The 26,303-nt window shown below is 58.8% G+C and carries 23 protein-coding genes and 1 pseudogene; 22 read left to right on the top strand and 2 right to left on the bottom strand.

Features of this window, described 5'->3' with window-relative positions:
• The 15 genes and pseudogenes from LC093_RS09290 to LC093_RS09220 all read left to right on the top strand — a co-directional run bounded on the left by LC093_RS09290 (position 1) and on the right by LC093_RS09220 (position 16,834).
• Complete coding sequence (locus LC093_RS09290; RefSeq protein WP_226664438.1) at positions 1–2,520, top strand: LamG domain-containing protein; 2,520 nt, start codon at positions 1–3, stop codon at positions 2,518–2,520.
• A gap of 204 nt (positions 2,521–2,724) precedes the next feature.
• Positions 2,725–4,284 (top strand): general secretion pathway protein GspF, encoded by a 1,560-nt coding sequence (locus LC093_RS09285; protein ID WP_226664437.1) that lies wholly within the window; start codon positions 2,725–2,727, stop codon positions 4,282–4,284.
• A 29-nt stretch (positions 4,285–4,313) separates the two neighbouring features.
• Complete coding sequence (locus LC093_RS09280; RefSeq protein ID WP_226664436.1) at positions 4,314–5,321, top strand: FAD:protein FMN transferase; 1,008 nt, start codon at positions 4,314–4,316, stop codon at positions 5,319–5,321.
• 46 nt (positions 5,322–5,367) lie between these two features.
• A complete protein-coding gene (locus tag LC093_RS09275; RefSeq protein WP_226664434.1) occupies positions 5,368–5,931 on the top strand; it encodes an AraC family transcriptional regulator in 564 nt (187 codons plus the stop codon).
• On the top strand, positions 5,912–7,927 hold the full coding sequence (locus tag LC093_RS09270; protein WP_226664432.1) for a hypothetical protein: 2,016 nt from the start codon (positions 5,912–5,914) through the stop codon (positions 7,925–7,927). Before LC093_RS09275 ends, LC093_RS09270 begins: the two co-directional genes overlap by 20 nt.
• Complete coding sequence (locus LC093_RS09265) at positions 7,924–10,839, top strand: tetratricopeptide repeat protein (RefSeq protein WP_226664431.1); 2,916 nt, start codon at positions 7,924–7,926, stop codon at positions 10,837–10,839. Before LC093_RS09270 ends, LC093_RS09265 begins: the two co-directional genes overlap by 4 nt.
• Entirely contained in the window at positions 10,826–11,464 is a 639-nt protein-coding gene (locus tag LC093_RS09260) for a tetratricopeptide repeat protein (RefSeq protein WP_226664429.1), read from the top strand. The genes LC093_RS09265 and LC093_RS09260 overlap by 14 nt, the downstream gene beginning before the upstream one ends.
• Positions 11,465–11,467: 3 nt before the next feature.
• A complete protein-coding gene (locus LC093_RS09255; protein ID WP_226664428.1) occupies positions 11,468–11,737 on the top strand; it encodes a hypothetical protein in 270 nt (89 codons plus the stop codon).
• A gap of 268 nt (positions 11,738–12,005) precedes the next feature.
• Positions 12,006–12,077: pseudogene (locus LC093_RS20535) on the top strand (hypothetical protein); the annotation flags it as partial.
• Positions 12,078–12,128: 51 nt separating this feature from the next.
• Positions 12,129–12,815 carry a MotA/TolQ/ExbB proton channel family protein gene (locus LC093_RS09245; RefSeq protein WP_226664427.1) on the top strand — a complete coding sequence of 229 codons (687 nt, stop codon included), beginning with the start codon at positions 12,129–12,131 and terminating at the stop codon, positions 12,813–12,815.
• A 40-nt stretch (positions 12,816–12,855) separates the two neighbouring features.
• Positions 12,856–13,386 (top strand): ExbD/TolR family protein, encoded by a 531-nt coding sequence (locus LC093_RS09240; RefSeq protein WP_226664426.1) that lies wholly within the window; start codon positions 12,856–12,858, stop codon positions 13,384–13,386.
• Between the two features lies 1 nt (position 13,387).
• A complete protein-coding gene (locus LC093_RS09235) occupies positions 13,388–13,903 on the top strand; it encodes an ExbD/TolR family protein (protein WP_226664425.1) in 516 nt (171 codons plus the stop codon).
• 11 nt (positions 13,904–13,914) lie between these two features.
• Entirely contained in the window at positions 13,915–14,913 is a 999-nt protein-coding gene (locus LC093_RS09230) for an AgmX/PglI C-terminal domain-containing protein (protein ID WP_226664424.1), read from the top strand.
• Positions 14,914–15,187: 274 nt separating this feature from the next.
• Positions 15,188–15,985 carry a LuxR C-terminal-related transcriptional regulator gene (locus LC093_RS09225; protein ID WP_226664422.1) on the top strand — a complete coding sequence of 266 codons (798 nt, stop codon included), beginning with the start codon at positions 15,188–15,190 and terminating at the stop codon, positions 15,983–15,985.
• Positions 15,986–16,039: 54 nt separating this feature from the next.
• Positions 16,040–16,834 (top strand): LuxR C-terminal-related transcriptional regulator, encoded by a 795-nt coding sequence (locus LC093_RS09220; RefSeq protein ID WP_226664420.1) that lies wholly within the window; start codon positions 16,040–16,042, stop codon positions 16,832–16,834.
• 349 nt (positions 16,835–17,183) lie between these two features.
• Here LC093_RS09220 and LC093_RS09215 read toward each other — a convergent pair whose 3' ends face one another.
• On the bottom strand, positions 17,184–17,561 hold the full coding sequence (locus LC093_RS09215; protein WP_226664418.1) for a DUF2237 family protein: 378 nt from the start codon (positions 17,559–17,561) through the stop codon (positions 17,184–17,186).
• Between the two features lie 14 nt (positions 17,562–17,575).
• Positions 17,576–18,205: a DUF2939 domain-containing protein gene (locus LC093_RS09210; protein WP_226664746.1), complete on the bottom strand. Its 630-nt coding sequence runs from the start codon at positions 18,203–18,205 to the stop codon at positions 17,576–17,578.
• Between the two features lie 222 nt (positions 18,206–18,427).
• Between LC093_RS09210 and LC093_RS09205 the strand changes: the two genes are divergently transcribed.
• The 7 genes from LC093_RS09205 to LC093_RS20450 are packed head-to-tail and all read left to right on the top strand — an operon-like array spanning position 18,428 to position 26,279.
• A complete protein-coding gene (locus tag LC093_RS09205) occupies positions 18,428–19,177 on the top strand; it encodes a DUF975 family protein (protein ID WP_226664417.1) in 750 nt (249 codons plus the stop codon).
• A 26-nt stretch (positions 19,178–19,203) separates the two neighbouring features.
• Complete coding sequence (locus LC093_RS09200; protein WP_226664415.1) at positions 19,204–19,995, top strand: RDD family protein; 792 nt, start codon at positions 19,204–19,206, stop codon at positions 19,993–19,995.
• Positions 19,996–20,008: 13 nt separating this feature from the next.
• Positions 20,009–21,019 (top strand): stage II sporulation protein M, encoded by a 1,011-nt coding sequence (locus tag LC093_RS09195; protein WP_226664413.1) that lies wholly within the window; start codon positions 20,009–20,011, stop codon positions 21,017–21,019.
• Complete coding sequence (locus tag LC093_RS09190) at positions 21,016–22,590, top strand: hypothetical protein (RefSeq protein ID WP_226664411.1); 1,575 nt, start codon at positions 21,016–21,018, stop codon at positions 22,588–22,590. The genes LC093_RS09195 and LC093_RS09190 overlap by 4 nt, the downstream gene beginning before the upstream one ends.
• Positions 22,580–23,923, top strand: a complete 1,344-nt coding sequence (locus LC093_RS09185) for a DUF4350 domain-containing protein (RefSeq protein ID WP_226664410.1) — start codon at positions 22,580–22,582, stop codon at positions 23,921–23,923. Before LC093_RS09190 ends, LC093_RS09185 begins: the two co-directional genes overlap by 11 nt.
• On the top strand, positions 23,920–24,954 hold the full coding sequence (locus LC093_RS09180) for an AAA family ATPase (RefSeq protein ID WP_226664408.1): 1,035 nt from the start codon (positions 23,920–23,922) through the stop codon (positions 24,952–24,954). The genes LC093_RS09185 and LC093_RS09180 overlap by 4 nt, the downstream gene beginning before the upstream one ends.
• Complete coding sequence (locus LC093_RS20450; protein WP_226664406.1) at positions 24,951–26,279, top strand: DUF58 domain-containing protein; 1,329 nt, start codon at positions 24,951–24,953, stop codon at positions 26,277–26,279. The genes LC093_RS09180 and LC093_RS20450 overlap by 4 nt, the downstream gene beginning before the upstream one ends.
• The last annotated feature ends 24 nt before the right edge of the window (positions 26,280–26,303 follow it).

Genomic DNA, 26,303 nt, shown 5'->3' with positions numbered 1-26,303 from the left:
ATGAAACAGATAACCGCACAAACATTGCTTCGCAAGGGCCTGATCGTTTCGGGCCTCCTCGCATCCACCCTGCTTGCCGCCTGTAGCGGCGGCAGTGGCCAGGCAACGGAAGAACAGCCGAACACCAATCCCGCGCCCGGTGACGCCACCTATTCAGGCCCGGCACCGGAAAGTGAAGACGTTCAGAACTACAAGCGTTATATCTGGGACAACCTCGCCGCGGAAAACCGCTGCGGCAGCTGTCATATCGAAGGTAACCAGAGCCCCCGCTTCGTGCGTAAGGACGATATCAACCTCGCCCACGGCGAAGGCCGCGAGCTGGTCAATCTGGGCGAACCGGCGGAGTCCCGCCTCGTCACCAAAGTGGCCAGCGGCCATAACTGCTGGCTGTCGAGCGCCGACGCCTGTGCAGAAATCATCACCAATTACATTGAGGAGTGGGCTGCCGCCGCCGGTTCTGTCGCGAGCACCATCAAACTCACCGCGCCTACCGAGCGCACCGTCGGTGCAAGCAAAAGCTTCCCGGAAAGCAGCGGCAGTTTCGCCACAACGGTTTATCCACTGCTGGAAGTCTACTGCTCCAGCTGCCATAGCGAAGACGCGGCCACTGCCCAGCAGCCCTATTTCGCCAGCAGCGATGTGGATAAAGCCTACGAAGCCGCCAAGGCCCGTATGGATCTCGACAACCCGGAAAACTCCCGCTTTGTGGTGCGTTTGGGAGACGACTTCCACAACTGCTGGAACGACTGCGCCAGCAACGCCGATGCCATGGCCGCGGCCATTCGTGAATTCGCCGATGGCATCTCGCTGACCGAAGTCGATCCGGAGTGGGTACTGAGTAAAGCGCTTTACCTCACCGACGGTATTGTCTCCAGCGGTGGCGGGCGCATCGAGAATAATGCGATTGCTCTGTATGAATTCAAAACCGGCAGCGGCAATACCGCCTACGACACTTCCGGTGTAAACCCGGCGATCGACCTGCAGCTCTCCGGCGATGTGGAATGGCTCGGCTCCTGGGGACTGCAGCTGAAAGGCGGCAAGGCCCAGGGCGCTACAGCAACCAGTAAAAAACTGTTCGACACCCTGAGTGCGACCGGCGAATACACCATTGAAGCCTGGGTGGCCCCGGCCAACGTGGTACAGGAAGGTCCGGCGCGGATCGTCAGCTACTCCGCTGGCAACGATATCCGCAACTTCACCCTCGGCCAGGCGATGTACAACTACACCTTCCAGAATCGCAACGACACCAGCACCGATGCCGACGGTATGCCGGCCCTGATTGCCGATGACATGGCCGAGCGCGTGCAGGCGACCCTGCAGCATGTGGTGGCAACCTTCGACCCGATCAACGGGCGCCGACTGTACGTCAACGGTGAATACACCGGCGACGCGGATCCGGTCGACGCCGGCCTGCTCTCCACCTGGGACGATACCTATGCACTGGTGATCGGCAGCGAGGCTTCCAACGAACACGTTTGGCAGGGTTCCATCCGCCTGCTGGCCATCCATTCCCGCGCCCTCAACCAGGACGACATCCTCACCAACTATGAAGCAGGTGTGGGTGAAAAATACCTGTTGCTGTTCAAGGTCGAGGAACAGACCGGCGTGCCGCAGGGCTATGTGATGTTTGAAGTGCAGCAGTACGACAACCACGGCTACCTGTTCAGCGAACCCAAATTTATCTCGCTGGAAGCAGGCGCATCTCCCGATGGCGTCGTGATCAAAGGCATGCGCATCGGTATCAACGGCCGCGAAGCCGCCGTTGGCCAGGCCTGGGCCAAACTCGACACGGTTGTCAGCGCGACTGAATACAACGCGGAAACCGGCCAGAAACTCTCCCCGCTGGGCACCATTATCACCCTGGAAAAAGGCCCCACGGCTGACGAATTCTTCCTCACCTTTGAGCGTCTGGGCAACGAGGAATTCGTGCGCGTAGAAGCCACGCCGGTTGCCCCCGCGGCGCCAGCGGACCTGGCCCCACAACCGCGCATCGGCATCCGCCGTTTCGAGCAGATCCACGCCGCATTGTCTGCCGCTACCGGCGTTGCAAGCACAAACCCAGCGGTGGTGGAGACCTGGGAAAAAGTGAAACAGCAGCTGCCGGTGGATTCCGATGTACGCGGCTTCCTAGCCGCACAGCAGATGGGCATCACCCAGCTGGCAGTGAAGTATTGCAGCACGCTGGTGGACGACAGCAGCGCACGCGCCAGTTATTTCCCCGGCTTTGATTTCTCAGCCAGCGCTGACACAGCTTTCGATTCCGCAGCCAAGCGCGCGCAGGTTATCGACCCGTTGCTGGACAAACTGCTCGGCCGCGCAATTACCTGGCCAGTGGCCATGGGTGGCCACACTGCCCAATTGCAGTCCGCACCGGATGAAAGTGCCGTGCGTGCAGAACTGAACAGCCTGATTGATACCATGACTGCCTGCGGCAGTGGCTGCGATGCATCGCGCACACCGACGACCGTCAAAGCCACCTGTGCGGCGGCAATGGGCAGTGCGATGATTTTGATTCACTGATTGCAGTGAGCGTAGCCTGCTGGGAAGTACAAAGCGAAGGGCCTGCTATCGGTGGCTATTCGCAAGACCTTCGAAAACAGGGACGTTTTCGAAGAGCCCCCACGGATGGGTTCACGGCGTGTCTTGCGAATAGCCACCGATAGTAGGCCCGCCACCGAAATCAATTAAGAACACCGACAAAACCCGGGCGCCCGGAACAGAACCATGAGCAAGAAAAAACATTTCGAACTGGACCAGCCATTGCGCCACCCGGATCACCACCGGCCGGTGAGCCGGCGGGATTTTATCGGCCAGGGTTTTCGCGCGGGTATGGCGACGGTACTGGGCGGCTCGGTGTGCAGCCTGTTTTCCAATCCGCTGGCCGCGCAGACAGCGCTCTCCGATGACCTCGAGGCCATGCGCACTATCTGCGGTGTGAGTGCCACCGGGGCCGGCAAGATTCCATTTATCTGTTTCGACCTCGCCGGCGGGGCCAACATTGCCGGATCCAATGTGCTCGTCGGCAAGCAGGGTGGGCAGCTCGATTTCCTCAGCACTGCCGGTTACAGTAAGCAGGGCCTGCCCGGCGACATGTCACCCTCGGTGACCGATGCCGCCGGCAACAGTTTTTACAACACCGATCTCGGCCTCGCCTTCCACTCCGACAGTGGCATGCTGCGCGGCATTCTGGAAAAAGTTGCACCGGGTACCGCCGCTGCGATCAACGGCGCGGTGATCCCAGCGCGCTCGGAAAACGACACCGGCAACAACCCGCACAACCCCATGTACGGTATCAACCGCGCCGGTGCCAACGGCTCGCTACTGGCGCTGATCGGCTCACAGACCAGCGAATCCGGCGGCAACTCCATGGCGCCGGCGGACCTGATTAATCCGGAAGTGCGCCCCACCAAGATCGACCGCCCCAGTGACGTGACCGGACTGGTCGACGTGGGCGACCTGGTCGGCCTGCTGGATCAGAGCGATACCGTCGCCGTCATGGAATCCATGTTCCGTATTTCCAGTGCCAAAGTAGGCAAGGTCACCAACGACGCGGTGATCCGGGATCTGGTGAAATGCGGCTATATGAAAAGTGCCGACCTCGCCAACCGCTTTGGCGATCCCAGCACACTGGACCCGGTGCTGGATCCCGACATTGTCGGCCCCGCGGGTATTTTCAGTTCCAATGAATTCCTCAACGATCGTGAATTCCAGAAAGCTGCCGCGACCATGAAGCTGGTCATCAACGGCTACGCCGGTGCCGGCACCATCACTATGGGTGGTTACGACTACCACACCGGCGACCGCGCCACCGGCGAGATTCGCGACCTGCGCGCCGGTCGCTGCATTGGCGCCTGCCTGGAATACGCCGCACGGGTAGGCCAGCCACTGATGATCTATGTGTTCAGCGATGGCTCCGTATTCAGTAACGGCATGATCGATGACTCCGCGGAAGGACGCGGCAAAGGCGTATGGACTGGCGACAATCAGCAGACCGCAGCTTCTTTCTTCCTGGTGTACAACCCGGTGGGCCGCCCGCAACTGCTCGGCGGCACTGCCGATCAGCAGGCACGCCACCAGCAGCTGGGCTACATGCGTGCCTCCGGTGATGTGGAGACTGCGGGCAGCCCCGCCGCCAACAACGTCAACCAGCTGGTGCAGACCGTGGTGCTGAACTATATGGCGCTACACGGTGAGCAGAATAATTTTGCCAGCCTGTTCCCCAATCACGGCCTGGGCAATGCCACCCTGATGGACAGCCTTACCGCCTTCGCGCCGATTCGTTAAAGCCAACCCGATAAATAGTGTTTTTACCGATGTACCTCACGCGTTTTTTCACCCTGTTTGCCGGCCTGCTTATTGCAGGTCAGGCCGCGGCCGACTGGCACTACGACAAACAGGCCATCATGGGCACGGAAGTGCACCTGCAGTTCTGGCACGAGGACGAAAAAACCGCGCAGGAAATTAATCAGGCGGTGATGGAAGAGTTTCGCCGTATTGACCGCGCACTCTCGCCCTACAAACCCGACAGTGAACTCTCCCGGGTAAACCGTGACGGCGCGAATGGAAAAGCCCTGTCCATCTCGGCGGAACTGGCAGAGATTATTGAGAAGTCATTGTGGTACAGCGACAAGACCGCGGGGGCATTTGATATCACCTTCGCCACCCTGGGCAGCCTGTACGATTTCCGTGAGGGGCAACAGGCGGATGTGGAAACCACGGAAAAGCTGCTGCCTGCGGTCAACTACCGCCACCTCAAGCTCAACCGAAGCAGTCGCACGCTCGCATTTGACGATCCGCGCACCAAGATCGACCTCGGCGGGATTGCCAAGGGCTATGCCGTGGATCGCGCTGTCGCGATACTGCAACACTACGGCGTGGAGAATGCCAACGTCAGCGCCGGTGGCGATGCGCGCTTGCTCGGTGACAAGCGCGGCAAGCCCTGGCTGGTAGGTATTCGCCACCCGCGCGACAAGGGTAAAAATGCCGCGGTCATCCCACTCGAAAATACCGCCATCTCGACCTCCGGCGACTACGAGCGCTTTTTTATCGACGACGACCAGCACCGGGTACATCACATTTTCAATCCGGCCACCGGTAAGCCCACGGAATCCGACGACCGCGGCGATAAAACCGATCGCAACAAATTGATCAGCGTCAGCATCATTGGTCCGAGGGGATTCGATACCGATCCGCTGTCGACCAGCGTATTTGTGCTGGGCAAACAAAAAGGCCTGGCACTGATCGAGGAGCTGCCCGGGTTCGAGGCCATCGTCATTGATGCCGGCCACCGGATGTTTTTCAGTAGCGGACTGCAACAGTAATTGCCAACTGGATCACACCGGAAACGAGGTACCCTGAGATAATCCGATGACAACCAAAACAACCATGCATAAAAATTCAGGCACTACCATGTACCGTTTTCGCTCCCTGTTCGCGCTACTGGCCCTTACCGTGGCCGGCCCGGCTGTTTCACAAAGCGGCGACTTTCCCGGTGGCGACCTGGAAGACCTGAAACAGGAAGTGCTGAAGCTGAACCGGGATCTGCTGGTACTGGAGGAAGACCTGCTGTTCCCGGCGCAAAGCCAGGTTGCGGTTTATGTTTCCATGGATGTGGGGCACTTCTTTGACCTCGACACCGTCAAGCTGCATATCGACAACAAACTGGTAGAAACCCATCTCTACACCGACCACCAGAACCAGGCGCTGATTCGCGGCGGCATCCAGCCGCTGTTCAAAGGCAACCTGAAATCCGGCGAGCACACCATTACCGCCTACTTCACCGGTATTGGCCCCGAGCAGCGCGAGTTCAAGCGCGCAGCCACACTGGATCTCAAGAAGACCGACGAGCCCGCCGTTGTCGAACTGCGTATCACCGATTCCGGCAGCAAGCAGCAGCCGGAGTTCGAAGTGATTGAATGGCCTGCGCCCTGAGTTCACCGTCAACATGCAGCTCTCCACGCCCCTGAAACAATCACCGCTGGCACTTGCCATGGCCGCCGCGCTGATCGCATTTGCACCGGCACAGGCGCAGGTCGATGAGCCGACACCGCCTGCCAAGCACAAATATCAGCAGGCCCAGGACATGCGCTATGGCAGCGCGCTGTACCACTATTTCCAGGGCAATACCTTCGACGCGCTCAGCACCCTGATGGTCTCAGACCTGCGCGGCGGCATAGCGCACCACGCCGATAACGCCGACCTGATCCGCGGCGGGATCAGCCTCGCGTTCGGCCTGGAAAAACAGGCCGCAACGCTGTTTGAAAAACAACTGCAGCGTGCCGGCAGCGGCGAAGACCAGCAACGTCTCAGCCACTTCCGTGAAATTGCCTGGCTGAAACTGGCCGAGCTGAATTACCGTCACGGCAACTGGGACACCGCGGCCAACCAGCTGGAAAAATCCGGCGCGCTGCGCCAGTCCACCCTTACCCTGAACCTGTCGATTCGCAATGGCGACCTCGAGCAGGCGCAACAGCTGTTGGCGATGGCGGACCTGCCGGTTGCCGAGCGGGTACTGGGCCATATCAATCTCGGTGCCGCCCTGGCGAGGCAGCAGCAGTTATCCACAGCCGCGCAGGAATACCGCCGCGCAGCGGCGTTGGTGGAGCGCGATCCGGAGGCCGGCGAAGAGCTGCGTATCCTGCGCGACAAGGCACGCATCGGCGCCGGTTATGCACTGGCATTGAATAACGACTTTGCCGCTGCCGCCGACGAGTTCCGCAGTGTGCGTCTGGATACGCCCTGGTCCGACGATGCCCTGCTCGGCCTCGGCTGGGCAGCAGTCAACAGCGGCACCCACCAGCACGCCGTTGATGCCCTGAGTTACCTGATCCGGCAGAACCCACTCTCACCCCAGGTGCAGGAAGCGCTGCTGGCGCTGCCGTACAGCTACGAACAGTTGCAGCGACCGCAACTGGCGTTGCAGTCCTACCAGCTTGCCGAGGCACAATACCAGCAGGCACTGGCTGACCTGCAGGCACTGCACAACGCCAGCGCTTCCCTGCGCTTCCCGCTCATTGAAGAAACAGACGGAAACAAACCTGACCTGCAGCGTTACGGCTGGCTGGAAGATGCCGAGACACCGGCGCTGATCCGCGACAACCAGCGCTACCTGTTGCAGATGATGCAGAGCGACCGGCTGCAATTACAGCTATCGGAATTGCGCGACCTGCAACAACTGGAGCGAGTTCTGACACGCTGGCAACAGCGTTTGCCGGAATTCCACAGTCTGATAGAAGAGCGCGAGCAGCGCCGCAATGCGATTCTGCTGCAACACGGCAGCGCACAGTACGATCAGCAGGTACAGATCGCCGAGCAGCAACTGGCAAAACTCAAGGCTGCAGCAACCCGGATAGAAAGCAACCGGGACGGCCTCGCCATGCTCGCCACCGGCGGCGGTGAAACCGCTGAATTCCTGGAGATGCTGCGTCGCGCCGAAACCCGCTACCAGCGCCTGGCCGGTGCCGGCAAGACCAGCAACTATCAGCAGCAGACTCTGGCCCGCGCGCGGGGCCTGCTGCAATGGCAGGCCTCGGAGCAGTACCACGACAATCTGTGGAAAACGCACAAAGCCATTGCGACGCTGGAAACAAATCTCACCGAAGCCGCGCGACGCGAGCGACGTGTCGCGCACATCGCCGCCGACGCGCCGCAACTGAATCTGCTTGCGGGCAGTATTGGGGATGCCGGACTGCGCCTTGCGGAGCAACAGCGCAAACTCGACCGTGCCAGTGCGCAGATTGAAGACGCGATCCGTACGGATTTGCAGGTTGCCCTGAATTCCGCGCAACAGCGCGTGCAGCAATATATGGCACACACCCGCCTCGCCATCGCGCGCATTCAGGACGCTGCCATGCAAGACCAGTTCGCGGAACCCGCGGCCGATGCAGTGCCAACAGCCGATACAGTGCAAGCGGGGGCAGACTCATGACGCCTGTTCCAGCCTATGGTTTTTCTCCGTTGAGTGGAGCACTGAATCGCCGCAGGAAACTGCTCGCAGTAGCGATCTGCTGCAGTGCGCTCTTCAGTGGCTGCGCCAGCCAGTTCGATCCCGGCACTACGCTGGCACAACTGCCCGCGGCTGCACTACCGCCACCGGAGCCCAAAGTGGACGTTCCGGTAGTGGCGCTGCCCACGCTGATCACCAGTTACGAAAAAGCCCTGGCAGCAAACAGCGATCCGCGTACCCGGCGGCAGATACAGTTGCGCCTGGCAGACCTCGAAATGGAGCGTCTGGAGCAACAGCAGGCTGACAACCCTGAAATGGCGGTTGCCTATCAGGACGCGGTGCGCCGCTATGAGGCACTACTGCAAACTTCCGCCGATGATGATTACCTGTCCTATCGGCTGGCGCGGGCACGCGCGATCGATGGCAACAGCGGCGGTGCACTCACTGCACTGGAAAGCATTATCGAAACTGCGCCGGAATCCCCATTTATCGCGGAAGCCCTGTTCCGTCGCGGTGAAGCGGCATTCAGCCGCAAACAATACCGGGCAGCAGAGCGCGACTTTGCCGCCGTACTCGCGCAGGGCGATACACCATTTGCGCAGAATGCGCGCTACATGCTCGGCTGGAGCCAGTTCAAGGATGCGCGCTACCGCGATGCGAATGAGTCCTTCCTGACCCTGCTGGACGAACTGCTGGCAGAAAATACCGAAACCCGGCTTCCCCTTGAGGAACTGGAAAAGGGTCCGCGTCGCCTGGCCGATGACACCCTGCGCGTACTGGCGCTGGGCTTCAATTACCTGGGTGGTGCCGAGGTAATCGAGACCTTTAATCCTGAACCCGGCCCGCGTTCTTATCAGCACCAGCTGTACGGTGCGCTCGGCGACTGGTATGCGGAAAGCGAACGCTACCGCGATGGTGCGCAGACGTTCCTCACCTATGTAGAACGCAACCCGGATAGCCGTATCGCGCCCTCCATGCATGTACGCGCAGTAGAAATACTGCAGCAGGGCAATTTCCCCAGCGAAGTACTGCCAGCCAAGCGCGATTTCGTCACCCGCTACGGTATCAACAGCCTCTACTGGGTAGAAGCCGATGATGCACAGCGCGCGGAATTGAGAGGGCAGCTGAAGCCGTGGCTGGAAGAACTGGCGCGCTTCGATCACGCACGCGGGCAGGCACTGGCCCGGGAAGCCACCAAGCGCAATAGCAAGGCCAGCGCCGTGGCAAAAGCCAAACGGGATTCCCAAGCGGCATTCCTGGCGGCCTCGGCACTCTATGGCGAATACCTGCAAACCTTCCCGGATGACGAAAAAGTCCCGCAGCTTACGTTCCTGATGGCGGAATGTCTGAACGAGGCCGGCCTGTATGCCCAGGCCTACGATGCCTATAGCAAAGTGGCCTGGGAATACGCGGAGCGCACCGGGCTGGCACAGGCAACGGAAGCCGGCTATGCGGCCATCCTGATGGCCGGGCAGATGCACGAGCGGGAAAAGAAACCGGAACAGGCCACCCTGTGGCTGGATCGCAAAACAGAAACCAGCCTCAAGTTTGCCGAAACCTGGCCACAGGACAGCCGCGCCCTGGCGGTACAGCTGGATGCCGCAAACAACCTGTTCGAACAGTTCCGCCACACGGAAACCATTGCCGCCGCAGAAAAGGCCGCAAACTGGCAGCCGCCCCCCAATGCCGAGCAGCGCCGCCGAATCCTGTTGCTGTTGGGGCACAGCTACTTCGAAACCGACAATTTCCCCGTAGCCGAAAGTGCCTACGCGCAATTGTTGGCAGGCATGTCCAGCAGCGAACCGGAATACCTGGGCATTCGCGACCGCCTGCAATCTTCGATCTATAAACAGGCGGAAATCCTGTTGCAGCAGGTCCACCTGACCAGCGACAGCCTCGAGTACATCACGCCTACAGAAGAGGCTATCGCGCTGCTGCTGCGCGTTCGCACCAGCGGCCGTTCGGAAATTGCCGCTGTAGCCCAGTACGATGCGATCAATCAGCTGATCAAACTTGAGCGCTGGCCGGTGGCACGTGCAGAGGTTGCAGACTTCCGCCAGTTCTACCCCAACCATCGCCTGACCCCGTCGCTCACTGCCAAGGCGGTGGCCATTTACCAGGGCATGGATATGCCCGGTGCCGCCGCCGACGAGCTGCTGCTCCTGGCAGCGAACGACAGCGACCCGGAAGTGCGCCGCAGCTCGCTGTACCTGGCAGCGGAACAGTTCCAGCAGGCCGGTGTGGCACACAAAGCCATTGATGCGTATCGCCAGTACGTGCGCACCTGGCGCCAGCCCGCGCTGCAAAACCTGGAAGCGCAGCAGCAGTTGGTTTCCCTGTACGAGGAATCCGGCAATCAGCGCGAGCGCAACCTGTGGCTGCAAAGCCTGGCTGGCAACAAGGTTTCCGAACCCCGCGGCCGCTACCTCGCGGCCTCAGCGCAGACTGAGCTGGCGGCGCAGAGTTATGCGCGTTTCGAGCGACTGTCGCTGACCCTGCCGCTGAAGCAAAGCCTCAAAAACAAGAAGCAGGCGATGGAGGCGACCGTAGCCGACTACCGCAAGGTACTGGATTTCGGCATTGCCGAGTTCACCACCGCGGCGAATTTCCGCCTGGCGGAAGTCTACCGCCAGCTGAGCCGGGACCTGATGGATTCCCAGCGTCCCAACGGCCTGAATCCGCTGGAGCTGGAACAGTATGAAATTTTGCTGGAAGAGCAGGCTTATCCGTTTGAAGAGAAGGCGATCGAACTGCACGAGGCCAATATCCAGCGCACCGCCAACGGTATTTATGACGATTGGATCAAGAGCAGCTTCTCGTCACTGGAAACACTGCTGCCGGCCCGCTATCGCAAACCGGAAACGACTGTGGAGTGGAGCGATGCTGCGTACTGATCTGAATCTGTTGAAATGGGTGGGCGCTTTGTCGCTTACCATGCTGCTCAGTGCTTGTGGCAGCAACCCGGTGGAGCCTGAAGCTACGGCTGGCGTGGATGAAAACGGCCAGCGCGTGATTACACCAAACCCGTATCTTGCTCAGGCGGGCAGTGTCCCCACTGAAGCAAAGCCGGCTTTGCAGCGCGCGCGGCAGTTTTTCGACAACCAGCAATACCCTGCGGCGGAAACAGAATTGCAGCAGGTGGTAAGCCAGTGGCCACAGCTTTCCGGGGTCTGGTTGAATCTGTCCATCGTGCAGATGAAGCTCAAGCAGCCGGAACCTGCGGAAAGCAGTCTGAAGCAGGCGGTGGCTGCAAATGAGAACAATGTGTTCGCCTGGAACAGCCTGGGCGTGCTCTTGCGAGACCAGGGACGCTTTGAGGAAGCGCAGGGCGCTTATAAAAGTGCGCTGGCGCACTGGCCGGACTTCGGCACGGCCCACCGCAATCTGGGTATTCTTTTTGATCTTTACCTGCACCAACCGGAACAGGCTTTGCATCACTACCGCGAGGCGCAGGCGCTGCAAACGGAAGAAGACCGGGTGTTGAAGGGCTGGATCATGGATCTTGAGCGGAGAATGTAACCAATGAAGAAGGTTCTCACACTCTTGTTTGTCCTGCTCCCGACAAGTGTATTTGCCCAGGAGGAGTCCGGTGAGGTGATCACGCTGGAATCCACTATCATCGGCAGCCAGGAGCAACCGAAGGTGCTGTACATCATCCCCTGGAAACAGGCTGCCAGCCTGGAGCGGGTTGAGAGCACGCTGCCACATGCAATTACCCATACGTTTCAACATCAGGAATATTCTGAGTTGCAGCGGGAAATAAAATTACTTCAACCAACCGAAGCGGAATAATCACTCGCTCACGAAGTAAAGTATATGAATTGAAGGCCAAGTGGCGGGGATTTGTTTTTGAAAGCGTCGGCGACAGGGACGTCGCCGACGCAGCGTGCATGGATGTATTCACAGCGGTTTCAAAAACAAATACCCGGTGCTTGGCCGCCACAGGACCAGCTTAGCCGGTTCGAGATAGCAGCGCACACAAAGAGCGCCGTAAGAAAACCCGGTGGCGGGGCTGCCACCGGGTATGTGTTCGCTAGACACGCCGTAAACCCATCCCTGGGGGCTCTTCCGCGAGGTCCCTCTCGCGGAAGGTCTAGCGAACACATACCCGGTGCCAACCCCTTCACATTAGATTTCATCATTTTTTACAGACTTATAAATCTTTAGTCCCGGAGATTTGACCATGGAGTTTCTCAACACACTGCTGCGCTTTTTCCAAACCGGCGGCCCGTTCATGTATCCCATTGCCCTGGTTCTGGTTATTGGCATTGTGCTGGTAGTAGAGCGCTGGGTATTTCTGTCCCACGCAAAAATGTCGAATCGCCGTGCCTATGGCCAGATTCTGCCGATGATGCAGCAGCGCAACTTCGCTGCAGCACTGAAGTTCTCGCAGCAGGAAAAAGCCCCCATGGGCAAAATCGTCGCCGCGGGTATCTCCACCGCACAGCAGGCGCGCAAGGACGAAAACATCGCCCTCGCCATTGAAGAGAGCATTCTCGAAGCCGTGCCGCGCCTGGAAAAACGCACCAACTACCTCGCAACCCTGGCCAACATCGCCACCCTGCTTGGCCTGCTCGGTACCATTATTGGCCTGATCGCTGCCTTCACAGCGGTAGCAAATGCCGATCCGTCTGAAAAAGCCACCATGCTGTCTTCCAGTATTTCTGTGGCGATGAACACCACCGCCTTCGGCCTGATCTCTGCCATCCCGCTGCTGCTGGCCTACTCCATGCTGCAGAACAAAACCAACGAGATCATCGACAGTCTGGAAATGGCCGGGGTGAAATTCCTCAACCTGCTGACGCTGACCCGCGGCCAGAAAGCCGAGGCCGCTGCGCGCCCGGCTGCCAAAGCAGGCGCAACCGTCTGATTCGTCGTTCATCCAGAATAACTCGATAAAAGAGATAAACATGGCTATTCGACGCAGGCTGGAAACCGATCCAGATCTCGACATCACCTCGTTTATGAGCCTGATGACGGTGCTGGTACCGGTATTGCTGCTGAATATGGTGTTTTCCCATATTTCCGTACTGAACCTGAACCTCCCCGGCCTTTCCGACGCCAGCGCGCAGGAACAGCCGGAAAACCGCCAGCTGGAAATGGTGCTGCGCGGTGAGTTCATCGACATCAATTATCCGGCGGGAATTCGCGTGAAGCGCATTCCACACCGGGACGGCCAGCCGGATTTCAAACTGGTGTCCGATGTATTGCAGGAAGTGAAGCGCAGCCTGCGGGAAAAAGATATCGACAAGAAGGATCTGGTGATTCTCTCCGAGCCCGGGACCGCGTATCGCACGCTGGTGACCGCTATGGATACCGCGCGCTCATTCCGCGCGGTGGTGGCGGCGTCGGTGGTGGATGCGGAGCTTTTCCCGCAGATATCGCTTGGCGATGCGCCCCAGGCTGGCACATCCGAGAATCAACCGGTAGCAGGCAACTGATATGAAAGCGACGATTGGCGGCAAGCTGAAGAGCCGCAAGCAGCGCAGGCATAAGCAGACCAAGCTGAACCTGGTTTCACTGATGGATATTTTCACCATCCTGGTGTTTTTCCTGCTGGTGAATTCCTCCGATGTGGAAGTGCTGCAAGCCGACAAGACCATCAAACTTCCCGAGTCCACGTCTACCCAGAAGCCCGAAACCACGACGGTGGTACGGGTCAATGGCGAGCAGTTGATCGTGGGTAATCGCGCGATCGTGCAGATAGCCGATATTCCCGCGAGCCACGAACAGATCAAGCCACTGCTGGATGAGCTCAAATATCTCGCCAGCCGCGCCGAGCCACTCTCCGAAGAGCAACAGGCAACTGGCCGCCCGATTACCATCCTCGGCGATGAGGAAGTGCCCTATGCGCTGCTGAAGCAGATCATGAACACCTGCGCGGCAGCGGATTACCGGGATATCGATCTGGCAGTAACCCAGGCTGCCGCGGAGGGTCCGGCCGCAGCCGGATCCTGAGGAGGGTAACGATGAATTCATCCGCATTGATGCCCTGGCATTACTACAACTCCACCCTGCCCTGGGCTTCCACGGAAGAGGAAGACCAGCGCTTTGCCCGATTCCTCAAAATCGGCCTGGTCGCATTTGTGGTCATCGGCGCGCTGTTTACGTTTATTCCGGCGGCGGAACTGACCCGGGAACAGAAGGAGCAACTGCCTCCGCAACTGGCGAAGGTCATCCTTGAAAAAAAGGAACTGCCAAAGCCGGTAGAAAAACCCAAACCAAAACCCAAACCCGCGGAAAAGAAGAAGCCGGTTGAAGTAAAAAAACCGGAACCGAAGCCGGTGGAAAAACCCAAACCGGAACCGATCAAGACCGTGAAGCCAAAGCCGCTGTCCGAAAAGGCCCCCGCGGCCGAGGTGGCCAAGGCGCGGGAAAAGGCGGCTAATAGTGGCCTGATGCAGCTGCAGGACGACCTGATGGACATGCGCGACAGCCTCGACGTTAGTGCGGTGGCCAGCGCGAACAACCTGTCCAGTGGCGCAGCCAGTGCGCAGAAAGTCGACCGCTCCCTGATCAGCGACAAGTCCAAGGCGTCCAGTGGCGGCATTAATACCGGCAGCCTCAGCCGGGATACCGGAGGCTCCGCACTGGCGGGTCGCAAAACGACCCAGGTGGAAGTAGCCGAAGCCAGTGCCGCTGCCAAGTCCAGCGCTAAAGAGGCGCGTCGCGAACGCGGCACCCGCGGCGAGGAATCCATTCGCCAGATCATGGAGGCCAACAAGGGCGCGATCTTTGCGATCTACAACCGCGCGCTGCGACGGGATCCGACCCTGGCCGGCAAGGTCACCGTGAAACTGGTGATCGAAGCCAACGGTACCATTTCTGCAGTGAGCCTGGTCAGCAGCGAGCTGGGTGATGACGATCTGGAGCGCAAGCTTCTGGCCCGTATTCGCCTGATCAACTTCGGCGCTGCGAATGTGGAGAAATCCACCCTCAACTACTCGATCGACTTCCTGCCCTCCTAAGTGGCTTAACCGGTGCACGGGGCGCTCCCTCGTGCACCTGATTAAGCGACTCTCCCCCTCCACACCGCCGCAACCAGGCAGAATCCAGCCAGTTTGCCGATTAATTAATCCGTCTCCCACTATTTTCCGGCGATGACCCAAATAGACGTTGCGTCCATCCACCCTCTTTTGGTACAAAAGTCCCACAAGAAACGTGACACACGTCACAACTTATTCCCAGAGCAACACCAGAACAGGGAATAGGTACAACAAAAAAATTGGGGGATCCCTAGCAATGCCGGGGAAAGATGACGCAATTCGTCCAAAACTTGATCTATTGCTTGAGGTTTGGCGACGCAACAGTGATCTGTTTACCAAGCACATCACCGACTTGCCCGAGCTCAAGCTCAACCAGCTGGTATCGTCCGTCTTCAGCAACGGGCCTTATCACTACTTCGTCTTTGACCTGGCTGACCTGAGCGTACGACACGTCAGCGAGCAGCTCGAAAGCATTCACGGGTTAAACCCGGCTACCCTCACGTTCGCCCAGATTCTCGATCAGATACACCCTGATGACATCGCCTTTGTCGCCCGCGCCGAAGATACCGCGATCAAAATGTTCCGCGATAAAATTGGTATCGACAAAGCCAGGCAGTACAAATTTTCTTATTGCTTTCGCCTGAAGGTAGCCGACGGCAGCTACCGCCTGTTCAACCACCAGTCTGCGGTACTCTCTACCGATCAGTTGGGGAGGGCGGGAAAAATGCTCAAGGTATACACCGATATCTCCCACTTGACGACGGAGAACAATCACTGTGTATCCCTGATTGGAATGGACGGAGAACCCTCTTTTCTCAATCTCGACGTCGACCATCCACTACAGGAAGCCACTCCCAGCCACCCGATGTTTACGGAACGGGAAATCACGGTCATCCGGCTGGTATCCGCGGGTCTGACCAGCGCGGAAATTGCCATGGAACTGGCACTCTCAGAGTTTACGGTTAAGAATCACCGCAAGAGGATTCTGAAGAAGGCCGGATGCCAGAATATGAATCAATTACTGGGAAGCTGTATTGTCGACGGCCTGGTTTAAGTCCGGTCTGCGATTCCCGATAACTATACAAACACTGAAAACAGGCAATACAGCATGCCAATGCACAACCTTCAACCGGAAAGAAACCCGATCCATCGGGTATGGCAGAGTATTCCGGAATTTTTCTCCAGTGAGAAAGTGCTGCTTAGCCAAATGGAAATTGACCAGGCCATCGCGGGTACTTTTAGCAGTGGGCCTTCCTATCACTTCATCCTGGATTTCAGCGACGTCAACCGTCCAACGTACCTGAGCCCATCTATCGAAGAGCTACTTGGCCTGGACCCCGGCATTTCATCCATCGATGACATCGTCAACCGCGTACACCCGGACGACCTGCCGTTTGTGACCGAAGCAGAGGAAACGGCAATTCGTCTGCTAAACGACGACACCCGCAAGAAGGATATTAAAAGCTATAAAATTTCTTACTGCTTTCGCCTGAAAACACGTACGGGAGATTACCGGCTTTTCCATCACCAGTGCGTTATCCTCGCAACGGATGAGAATCATGGCGCTGCGGCAGCCCTGCTGATCCACACCGATATTTCACACCTGACGGCAACCAATAATTACAAGCTATCGCTGCTACATTTGCGCGGTGGCGAATCGTCTATGAATATTAATGTCTATTCCGGAAATAAAAAATTCAGCGGCGCGCTCTCAATTTTTACCACGCGGGAAGTGGAAGTTCTGCAATTACTGACTCACGGCCAAACCAGCGCGCAAATCGCCCAGCAGTTATGCATCTCGGAAAATACGGTTAAAAACCATCGCAAGAGTTTGCTGAAAAAAGCCCACTGCAAAACCACCGGGCAATTGGTTTCAAAATATGTGACCGAGAAATTTAATTAGGTCTCAAAACCACGTAGACACGAATGGCTAAACAGAAAAGTGACTATTCATGAAATTTGTACTGGCGCACACTAAGTTCCCCGAGCCAGTCACAAATAAATAAAGTCTTGGCGTGATTTGACTCCAAAGGGCTATTGTTCACACCCCGCCGAGAGCGCAAGCTTACGCCTGAGCATATCTGGAGGCTGTCTCACAGAGCCAACGGATAAACAGGGACTGTTGCGCTCGCCAACAAATTTTCATCCTGTGAGTTGGTTTGGCCGCAAGGCTGGCTCTGAGTAAGCTAGGATGGCTTGCTACAGAGCCTTTTTAATTTCCCGACCTTTTATTTCCCCGGTCAAATTCCCGTTTAATTTAGATCCACCGCATACTGGCGCAGCAACGCCATAGGCACGACTTCCAGTGCAAGTTTGTGGGTGCGCTGCAGATATACCCGCGGTGCCATATCCGCCTGTTGCGCCTCCAGCCAGCGCGCCGCGCACAAGCACCAGCGATCTCCCGGATGCAAACCGGGAAACCCGAACTCCTCAACGGGTGTCGACAGGTCATTACCCTTGGTGCGGGAAAATTCCAGGAATGCCTCAGTGATCTCAACACACACCGTATGGGAGCCCAAATCCTCGCCATTGGTATTACAACATCCATCCCGAAAAAACCCGGTTACCGGGTTGGCACTGCATTCCTGTAGCGGATCGCCAAATACGTTCACTGATTCAAATTTTTCCACACTCGTAGCCACCGTTAATCCCCTTGTTTGTCCTTATTTACCAGCGTCAAATCGACCAGGCGCCAGCGGAGCCCCTGCCGTTCCAGATACAATTCAACCTGTTTATGGTCGGCCTCGCTTCCGCACACTACGGTCACCTGATTCAAACCACTGAAAGACCAGCGCTGCAGCTGCCAGCGGCGGCGGGCCTGCTCAGCAGCCGAATCAGACCCCGATTCCACCGGCGACTTTTCCACTGGCTTCGGTGGTGGCGCATTGCGGCCAGAGTCGTCTGCTGGCACAACGGCACTTTCCAACTCTTTCTCCAGCTCGCGCCATTCTTTGCGGCCCTGGATAAATTCAGCGATCGCCCGCGGGCTGACCAGTCGCTCAACGACAGGCCCCAGGATCAGGTCCGAGCCTGCATTAAATAATCCGTCGAGCTCTTGGGGCACATTGCCCCCCATGGAAGCACGCAGTTCCTGCTGCAGGTGCTGCTTGATATTGGCCCGCAGTAATGGAAAGTCGATATAGCGCTCCATCTGCGCCACATCGCCCTGCCGCGATGCCTCAATCAGTTGGCGCGCGGAATACCAGGGGAGTGCTGCATATATCACGGCACCCAAAAACAGTATCAGCAAGCCGCGCAACCACCACGTTTTCATATTCAATGCCCTTGCTTCGCAAATTCGGGACTCTCGCTATGGCAATAGTATCCTCGCCAATCCGCCGATTACAGGCAATTACACAACCGTGATTTCCACGCCATTCCGGAGTGTGACTGTGTTATCTTTGCGAAGTCCGGATACTGGCGCCGGAACTCTACCGGAACCGCCAGTGCATTCCGCTCATATAACGAAAAAGCGCTCGATCAAGGAATTTCGACCATGAGTGATATTTATAACGCGCCCCAGGCAGAGCTGACCGAAGAAGCTTCTGAAGCTTCCAACTTTGGCTCCATCCCCAAAGCGCTTGCTGGCGACTATCAGGTAGCCATTGGCAATACCATTAGCGAAGCTTGGCAACGTACCGGCGGCAACAAAGGCACCGTATGGCTCGGCGTATTGCTGTACATGCTGGCCACCATTGCCATTTCTTTCATTGCCGCGATGATCACCGGCCAGTCCCTTACTGACCCGTCTTCCGGTGGCGGTCTTGCCGGTATTGTTTCCAACATTATTGTATTTGCCGCTACCGCACCGCTCAGCGCCGGTATGCTAATGATCGGCATCAAGATCGCCCGTGATGAACAGGTTTCCGGCACCGAAGTGTTTGCTCACTTCGACAAGATGCTGCCGCTGGCGATTGCGATGGTATTGATGTACCTGCTGCTCACCCTGGGCTTCCTCCTGCTGATCCTGCCGGGCATCTACCTGGCCATCGCCTACCTGATGATGACTCCGCTGATTGTGGACAAAAACATGGGTCCCTGGCAGGCACTGGAAACTTCGCGCAAAGCGGTAACCAAGCACTGGTTCCCGATTTTTGGTTTCGTGATTGTACTGTCCCTGATTTACATGGCCGGTGGTCTGGCACTGCTGATCGGCCTGATCTGGGCTGTTCCGCTGGCGAGCATTGCGTACGGCGTTCTGTACCGCAACATGTTCGGCGGCCATGAAGCCAACCCGGAAGTGTAATTCCCGAGGTGGCAAACAGACTGTGAGTGGCTTTACCACTCACAGTTTTGCCGCTGCAACGTTTACCGCTGCTATTTGCTCATACCATGCTTCAGTCCAGCCGCACCCAATCTGAATCCGAAACCAACAGGCTGGATACCCTCTACGGGACAGAAACCCCAGAGGGCATTGACCTTACCGCACAGCTTGCCGGCCCGGTTCCCCGCATTCTCGCTTACTCAGTCGACCTGTTTTACCGATCCCTGATCCTATTGGCACTCGCCATTGCGCTGGCCTTTGCCGACCGCGCCGGATGGGGCATCTGGCTGCTGACTTCATTTTTTCTCGAGTGGTTTTATCCGGTATTTTTTGAAGTATTCAAAGGGGGGCAAACTCCCGGTAAAAAGGCATTTTCCCTCGCCGTGGTTAACGACAACCTGACCCCGGTCACCTGGAGCGCTTCCATCATGCGCAACCTGCTGCGCTTCGCCGACTTCCTGCCATTTGGTTACTGCACCGGTATTCTCAGCATGACCTGCAGCCGGCATTTCCAGCGCCTGGGGGATTTCGCTGCGGGCACCATCGTGGTGTACCGGGAACGCCACAAAGACGGGGTAGCGCTTCCCGATGTCTCTCCGGCCCCGCCACCGCGCGGCCTGAAACTGCAGGATCAGCAGGCAATCGTAAGCCTCACTGAACGCAGCAGCGAACTCAGCAGCGCTCGCCAGCAGGAACTGGCCGACTTGCTACAGCCACTGACCGGAAAAAGTGGTTCTGCAGGATTACAGCAACTGCAGGGAATAGGGCGCTGGCTGCTCGGCGCGCGCAGGGAAAAATAGGCGGGATCACAATATGAAGCAGAAAGAATTCGAAGCCCGTCATCAGATTTTGTGGCAACAACTTGAACACTGGCTTGCCGGTTATGAAAAAGGTACCGGCGCAGAAAGCGAGGTAATCTCAGACCTCCCCGCCAGTTACCGCCGTCTGTGCCAGCATTTGGCAGTAGCCAAGGAGCGGCAGTACACGAGCGGCCTGATCGCGCGCCTCAACCAGCTGGTAATGGAATGCCACCAGCGCCTGTACCAGCAGAAATCGGTGTCGAGCAATCGCTGGCTGGAATTTATCTTCGGCGGGTTTCCCCGTGCACTGCGGGAACAGGCACAGTTTGTGTGGCTTGCCTGTGCGCTGTTTCTGGCACCAGCCCTGGTCATGGGACTGGGCTGCTACTGGAACGATGCGTTGATCTACGCCGTTATGTCGCCGGAACAGGTGACCCAGTTTGAATCCATGTACGACCCGGCAAACGATGTACTCGGCCGCGAACGCGGCTCGGATTCCGACCTGATGATGTTTGGTTTCTACATCAAGAATAATATCGGCATTGCCTTCCGGACCTTTGCCTCCGGCATACTGTTCGGTCTCGGCTCCATTTTTTTTCTGGTGTTTAACGGCATCTATCTCGGTGCGGTATTCGGACATATTTCCCGCGTGGGATTTGCCTCCACGTTTTACCCGTTTGTGATTGGTCACGGCGCCTTCGAGCTGACCGCAATTGTATTCGCCGGTGCTGCCGGGCTGCGCCTCGGCCATGCCCTGGTCAACCCGGGTCAACTTCGGCGAATACACGCTCTGCGCAATGCCGGGCGCGACGCGATGAAGATCATGTATGGCACTTTCCTGATGCTGGTCATTGCAGCCTTTCTTGAGGCTTTCTGGTCGTCCAGCACCCAGCTCGACATCAGCGTCAAGCTCGCCGTAGGTGGCTTTTTCTGGCTGCTGGTCATCGGTTACTGCGTACTGGCCGGGCGCCAGCACGCGCCGACCCAGTCCGCCCCGCACATCGCTGCCGGAGGTATCGCGTGAACCTCAACCAGCTTACCGTAGAGGCTCGCCTGCGCTCGAACTGGGAGTCCGTCGATCTGGGCATAATGCTGGCGCGGCGACACTGGGCGCTGATGGCATCGCTGTGGCTGCTGCCGGCCGCGGTGGTTTACCTGCTCGCCGTTGTACTCGTCCCCGCCAGCCCCAACTGGGGGCTGATGGCCGCCTGGTGGCTGAAGCCGGTATACGACCGACTGCCATTGCTGGTTGTCAGCCGCCAGCTGTTTGGAGAAACCATCGGCTGGCGCCAGGCACTCGCTCATTTCCGCCAGGCCAATGCCCGCGACTGGCTGGCCTGGATCAGCATACGCCGCCTCAGTTTTACCCGTGCCTTCGATATGCCGGTAACGGTGCTGGAAGGCAGCCGCGGCCAGGTGCGTTCGGCACGAATTTCGGTGCTGCACCGCGATAGCGCCGGCACCGCCAGCTGGCTGCATATCGTTGGTGCCCATGTGGAAATGGGCCTACTGCTCGGGATTGCGGCCCTCAGTTACCTGATGCTGCCGGAACAACTGGAGATTGACTGGATACCGCTGCTATCCACAGACGTCACCCTCTATACCTGGATAACCAATGGGGTTTACCTGCTGGTGATGGCCGCGGTCGCCCCGTTTTATATTTGCGGTGGTTTTATGCTGTACATCGGCCGTCGCGTCGCGCTCGAAGCCTGGGATATCGAAATCCAGTTCCGCAAATTGCGCGAGCGTCTGGAAAAACAGAGCGCCGCAGGTATCGGCAGTAAACGGCCCCGTGCTCGCGCCAGTGCAACCACCGCCCTGCTATTGGCATGCAGTTTTGGCGTGCTGCTCGGCAACCCGACACCCGCTGCCGCCGACCCGGTCACCCCCAGCCAGGCACAGGAAATCATCGACGAAACCCTGGCCGGAGAAGAATTTCACCAGCGCGAGGAAGTGAGCGGCTGGCGACTGAAAGAGTTTGAGTCCAGCGAATTTCGCTATCCCGAATGGCTGATTGCCTTCGTTGAGTGGCTGGAATCCCGCGAAATCGACAGCGAAGACGAACACAGTGAGGCTGGAGATATCGGGCCTCTGCTTGCCGGTATTATCGAGGTGCTGTTGTGGGTTCTGGCAATATCACTGGTCATTTACCTGCTGTGGCATTTCCGCCATCACATTCGCCGTGGCCTCGGGTACAAACCGAAAACCGCGACGGAGAAAAGCCAGCCCGAAACCCTGTTTGGTCTCGACGTACGCCGCGAAAGCCTGCCGGAAGATGTCACCGCGGAAGTGCAGCGGCTATGGCGTACCGGCAATCAACGCGAAGCGCTGGGCCTGCTGTACCGGGCGACATTGTCCAACCTGATTTCGCGCTACGCGTGCGATTTTCAGGATCACTTCACCGAGAGTGAGTGCGCGCAGCTGGTGCGCGAAGGTGCCACGCAGGATTCGCGCCTGCAGCCCGCGCTGGTGCATTTCTTTACCCTGCTGACCGCCACCTGGCAGCGCCAGGCGTATGCCCATCGCGCACCCCAAACAGCGCACCTGGAATCTCTCTGTAACCAGTGGCGCGAGGTGTTCCGCGATGAAAATTAGTCGTATCGCGATCGCTGTCACGCTGCTGCTGTTAGCGACCGCCGCCACGCTGTTCCTGTTTTTCTTTGAGCGCTATAGCGAAGAGATCGATCGCGGCTTCGGTGACGAAGCGCGTCGCAACCGGTTTCTCGCTGCCGAACAGTTTCTCACAGACGTGGGCGTGCCCCACCGCCGCGCCGACAACATTGCCGTCCTCGGCGAACTTGGTGAGGGCGATGCACTGTTTCTTACCAGCTCCAGTCAAATTTACAACGTGGAACGCCTGCAGCAGTTCCTGCAATGGATAGAGCAGGGTGGCGAGGCCATCGTGGTCGCCAGTGGCGGCAATGCCGACCACGAGCGTGACCAGTTGCTCGACTATCTCGGGCTGAGTGTCACGCGCGGTGAAATCGATCTCTACTTCAACCAGCAGGTACGCGAGGTGTTCGGCGAGCAGGCCGCAGACATTCGCGACAAGACCCTCAGTGAATTGATGCGCGAGCACAACCGCCGTGTCGACGGCGAAGAAAGCAGCGCAGAAGAAGCTGAAATCGCGCCGGAAGAGGAATATTCAGAAGAGAACCAGCGCGACCCGGATATTGACGACGAGCGCCTGCTCTTTTTCACCAGCGATAGCGGCGCCGGGTACACGCTGTTCTTTAATCCGCAACAGGTGCTTACCCACGAGCTTATGGCAGAAGAACACGCCACCGAAGTCGACGGTGGTTACCTGCGCTGGGTGCGCTTCGCGAATATTCCCGACCAGTCGCCGATGGTGCAGTTTGAGCGCGGTCGCGGACGTATTACCCTGCTCGCCGACAGCGGTTTGTGGCAGAACGACCGTATCGGCGAATTCGATCATGCCTACTTCCTCAGCCACCTTATCGGCGAGCGCGCGCTGGTGATGATCACTCGCCCGCACTTCGACGGTCTCACCACCCTGGCCCGCCGCTACGCCAGCGAGTTTTTCCTGGCCGGCTTCCTTGCCCTGCTGGCCTGGATCGCCAACCGCAGCCGCCGCTTTGGCCCGCTGACGCCGCCACCGTCCACCGAGCGCCGCTCCCTGCTTGAGCACATTCGCGCCTGCGGACACTTCTACTGGCGCACCGACCGCGCACAGGCACTGTATGAAAGCGCCCGCCGCCCACTGCTGCAGAAAATCAGCGGCCGGCCAGCAGAAGCCGCACGCGCGCTGCCCCGGGAACGACAACAGGCGTTCGCCGAGACAATAGCCGCGCGCAGCGGACTCACCAGCTCCGAGGTTTTCACCACGCTGTGGGAGTCCGCCCCGCACAGTGAACACGACTTTACCGCGCGTATGCGCAGCATTCAGATTATTGAGGCCGCCCTATGAGTGATATCACCACCAGCGAATCCCCCATGCCAGTCCAAACACCGCCCCAGGCGGCTGACGATGCCCAGCCCGCAAGCCAGTGGCAGCAGGCCAGCGCGCTGCTCGACGAACTACGCACTCGCATCAACCGGGTGGTGATCGGTCAGCAGGCCGTCGTGGACCAGGTACTGATCGCACTGCTCGCCGGCGGACACGTGTTACTCGAAGGGGTGCCCGGACTCGGTAAAACCCTGCTGGTCCGCAGCCTGGCACAGGGCTTTGGCGGCGATTTCCGCCGCATCCAGTTCACCCCGGACCTGATGCCGGCGGACGTCACCGGCCACGCCATTTTCCATATGGCTGAAAGCCGTTTTGAAGTGCGCCGCGGGCCGGTGTTTACCAACCTGCTGCTGGCCGACGAAATCAACCGCGCGCCGGCCAAAACCCAGGCCGCACTGCTGGAAGTGATGCAGGAACAACAGGTAACCATCGACGGTGAAGCGCACCCGACACCGCGTCCATTCATGGTGCTGGCCACCCAGAACCCGATTGAACAGGAAGGTACCTACCCCCTGCCGGAAGCCGAGCTGGACCGCTTCCTGCTCAAGGTCCTGATCGACTTCCCCAGCCAGGAGGCGGAGGAACAACTCGCCGCAGCTGCCAGCAGCGGGCGTATTGAACGCCAGCTGCAGCAGGGCGCCGAGCCGATCCTGAGTACGGCACAATTGCAGCAGTTGCAGGCGCTGGTACCACAGGTGGCGCTGGATCAGCAGGTGCTCGCCTATGCGGTACGCCTGGTGCGCGCCACCCGCGAATCCAGCCAGCTGCGCCGCAGTGCCGGCCCCCGCGCCAGTATCGGCCTGATTCTCGCCGCCCGCGCCCACGCCCTGATGCTGGGGCGCGAATTCGTGTTGCCCGACGACATCAAGGCCATGGCCATTCCGGTGATGCGCCACCGGGTCGCGGTATCTCCGGAAATGGAAATCGACGGCCAGACCGCAGACAGTGTACTTGCCCAGATCATCGAATCCGTTGAGGCGCCACGGCTGTGAAACCCTCCCCGCGATTGCTCCGGCTGCTGCTCTGGGCCAGCGCCGCGGCGCTGGTACTGAGCAGTGCGCGCCTGTGGTGGCCGGAGGTTGCCGGCGAGGTGGAGACTGCCTGGTGGGCCGGCCTCGGTATACTGGCGCTCGCCGCACTGCTGGATTTCATTACCGGCCGCTCCTGTGCCGGACTCAGTGGCCGACGGCAATTGCCCGGTAACCTGGCGCTCGGGGTCGGGCAGCTGGTCGCCATCGAGCTGACCAATGCCGGTTCGCGGCCGCTGACCCTGCAGCTGTCTGATCGCTACCCGGACGAGCTGCGCACCGCGGAGCTGCCACTGTCGATACACCTCGAACCCGGGCAGAGTATCGAGACCGGATATACGGTTACCCCGCGCCGCCGCGGCCTGGCGCAGTTCGGTCGGCTGGAAGCCCTGGTCCAGTCCCCCTGGGGACTCTGGCAACAGAAGGCACTTTTGGGCACAGAGCAGTCCGCCAAGGTCTACCCCAACTTTCTCGGCATCTCCTCCCTGCAGGCACTCTCTGCCGAGCAATCACTGCGCTTTCTCGGCGTTCACCAGCAACAGCGTCGCGGTGAGGGTCTGGACTTCCGCCAGTTGCGCGAGTACCGGCTTGGCGACAGTCAGCGCCAGGTAGACTGGTCTGCAAGCGCGCGCGCGCGCAAGCTGGTGAGCCGTGAATACCAGGATGAGCGGGATCAGGAAATCATCTTCCTGCTCGACTGCGGTCGCCGTATGCGCACCCAGGATGGTGAACTCAGCCACTTCGACCACGCCCTGAATGCCCTGCTACTTTCCGCCTATGTCGCCATTCGCCAGGGCGATGCCGTGGGGCTGCAATGCTTTGCCGGCGACCAGCGCCGGGTGCCTCCCGCCAAGGGCGAGGGCGGAATCAACCTGCTGCTGAACCAGGTTTACGACCTGCATTCCGGCACCGCACACAGCGACTATACGGCTGCGGCTGAGCTGTTGCTCGCACGCCAGCAGAAACGCGCGCTGGTCATTCTGCTCACCAATGTGCGCGACGAAGACAGTGAAGAATTGCTCGCTGCCGTACAACAGCTTTCGCGCCACCATCTGGTGATGGTGGCTTGCCTGCGGGAAACCAGCCTGGATCGCCTGCTGGAGCAGCCGGTGAACGACTTCGACAGCGCCCTGGAGCAGGGGGCAACACGGGATTTCCTGCAGCGCCGCAGCCGGCTATTGCAGCAATTGCGCGCACACAATGTGGTCCTGGCCGACACGGAACCAGAACTGATGCACATGGCGCTGGTGGAGACCTATTGGCGACTGAAGCGCAGTGGTAAGCTATAGAGCCCGGTTACCCCGCACTCGATA

This window comes from Microbulbifer aggregans (assembly GCF_020524005.1).
In the GTDB taxonomy this organism is placed as follows: Bacteria; Pseudomonadota; Gammaproteobacteria; order Pseudomonadales; family Cellvibrionaceae; genus Microbulbifer; species Microbulbifer aggregans_A.
Note: the sequence above shows the minus strand (reverse complement) of the source record. Positions and strands in the feature narration are given on the sequence as shown.